Origin of the sequence: Streptomyces sp. NPDC005574 (assembly GCF_040605435.1) — a bacterium.
Classification (GTDB): Bacteria; Actinomycetota; Actinomycetes; order Streptomycetales; family Streptomycetaceae; genus Streptomyces.
Map to the genome: position 1 here is coordinate 1 of NZ_JBEXCW010000269.1, position 2,156 is coordinate 2,156.

A 2,156-nucleotide genomic window follows, 5' to 3' on the forward strand; every position below is an offset into this window, starting at 1 on the left:
CTCGCCACTGGAGTTCGAACAGCAGCATCAGAGCCCGGTTACACTCTCCCTCACGGCATGAAACCCCTGTGTCCACACTCCGGGGGTCACCTCAGACTGGCTGCCCGAGGATCACCTGGCCCGGTTCGTCGCGGACCTGGTCGACCAGACGCTCGACCTCACGCCGATCCTGGCCGACTACACGGACAAGCGCGGCTACCCGCCCTACGACCCACGGCTGATGGTGCGCCTGCTGATCTACGGCTATACCACCGGCGTGCGCTCCTCCCGGGCGATCCAGCGCAAGTGTGTCGACGACGTCGCCTTCCGGTTCCTGGCCGCCGACCAGGCCCCTGACTTCCGCTCGATCGCCCGCTTCCGCCGCCGCCACCTCGACGCGCTCGCCGACCTGTTCCTCCAGTCCCTGCACCTCGCGCAGAAACTCGGCATGGTCAAGATGGGCCGCGTCGCTCTGGACGGCACGAAGCTGCAAGCGAATGCCTCCAAGCACAAGGCGATGAGCTACGGGCGGCTGGTCGACAAGGAGGAACGCATCGAGGCCGAGATCGCCGAACTGGAGGCCAAGGCTGCCGCCCTGCTGGCGGATGCCGAGGCCACCGATACCGCCGAGGACGAGCGGTTCGGCCCCGATGGCAAGGAGGCCGACCTGCCCGCCGAGCTGGGCCGCCGCGAGAAGCGCTTGGCCAAGCTGCAGGCCGCCCGCGCCCAGATCGAGGCCGAAGCCGCCGAGAAGGCCCGCCGCCACGCCGAGGACAAGGAACGCCTTCGCCAGGAACGCGCCGGCACCAGCGACGAGCAGGCCGTCACCGGGGCCGGGAACAAGGCCGCCGGCACTGCCCGGCCCAAGCCCAAGGCGCAGGCCAACTTCACCGATCCCGACTCGCGGATCATGAAGAACAGCGACGGCGCCTACATCCAGGCCTACAACGCTCAGGCCGTCGTCGACGAGCAGCATCAGGTCATCACCGCCGCCGACCTGACGACCAACCCCTCCGACGCGCTGAACTACACCGCCATGCTCGACCAGTCCGCGCAGAACACCGGCACCCACCCCACGCAGGCCCTGGTCGACGCCGGCTACTGCTCCGAGACCAACCTCGAAGCCGCGAAGGAGCGGCAACTGGCCTGCGGCACTGAGACGTTCATGGCCACCGGCCGGCTCAAGCACGACGAACCGGTCCCGCCTGTACCCCGCGGACGCATCCCCAAGGACGCCACGCTGAAGGAGCGCATGGCCCGCAAGCTACGGACCAAGTCCGGCAAAGCCGCCTACGCCCGCCGAAAAGCCATCGTCGAGCCAGCCAGCCGGTCTTCGGTCAGATCATGACTTGCCAGAACGGCCGCCGGCTCCTCCTGCGCGGTGAGGACGCAGCGCGAGGCGAGTGGCGGCTGCTGGCCGCCTGCCACAACCTCCGCAAGATCTTCCGACATGCCGGGACCGCGGGGCTCGCCACCGCAACCAGCTGACCCACCGGGCCTCCCGGCCCGGCCACCGGGCCCCGCAAGGCCGCCCTCCGACTGGCAGGACACCCGACTGTCGCCCCGCACACGCCAGCACAGCGGCCGCGACCGGCCCCATCAATGACGGCACCAGCCTGCTTGCCCGTTACCGGGACACGCTCCTAGGCACCCCACCCGAAGCCGATCCACAAGTCTTGAGCATTGCTCCGTTTCTGTCCGGCTCGGAGGGTGGCTCTGAGGCGCCCCGAAGTTTCCGGACAGTGGTCCCATTACAGTGGGTCTGTTCGGAAAGGGAATCGGTTGTCGCAGAAACGCGGGAAGTTCACTCCTGAATATCGGGAAGAGGCGGTGAAGATAGTGCTCGAGACGTCGCGTCCGGTCGCCCGGGAACTCGGACTTATCGAAGGCACACTCGGGAATTGGGTCAACGCCTACCGTCGTGAGCACGCGGGAGAGGATCCGCCTCTCACCGTGGATGAACGGGCACGGCTCCGCGAGCAGGAACGCGAACTGAGGGAACTGCGGCAAAAGGTCGCTTTCCTGGAAAAAGTCGCAGCGTACTTTGCCAAGGATCCTCGGTGAGCGACAAGTTCGAGTTCATCGACCTCGGATATTCAGCGGCTGAGGTGATCTGATCGGGTATCAGCAGAAGGTGCCCGTGGCCTGCGAGGATGCGAGTGTTGAGGTCGTATCCG

The 2,156-nt window shown here is 67.0% G+C and carries 2 protein-coding genes and 1 pseudogene; all 3 read left to right on the plus strand.

Annotated elements, in window-relative coordinates:
- Nucleotides 1-136 precede the first annotated feature (136 nt).
- The 3 genes and pseudogenes from ABZT03_RS43945 (at nt 137) to ABZT03_RS43955 (ending at nt 2,043) form a co-directional block, all read left to right on the plus strand.
- A complete protein-coding gene (locus tag ABZT03_RS43945; RefSeq protein WP_356049893.1) occupies nt 137-1,327 on the plus strand; it encodes a transposase in 1,191 nt (396 codons plus the stop codon).
- Nucleotides 1,243-1,467: pseudogene (locus ABZT03_RS43950) on the plus strand (transposase); the annotation flags it as partial. The gene ABZT03_RS43945 and the pseudogene ABZT03_RS43950, both read left to right, overlap by 85 nt.
- A gap of 294 nt (nt 1,468-1,761) precedes the next feature.
- Nucleotides 1,762-2,043: a transposase gene (locus ABZT03_RS43955; RefSeq protein WP_356049892.1), complete on the plus strand. Its 282-nt coding sequence runs from the start codon at nt 1,762-1,764 to the stop codon at nt 2,041-2,043.
- Nucleotides 2,044-2,156: the final 113 nt, after the last annotated feature.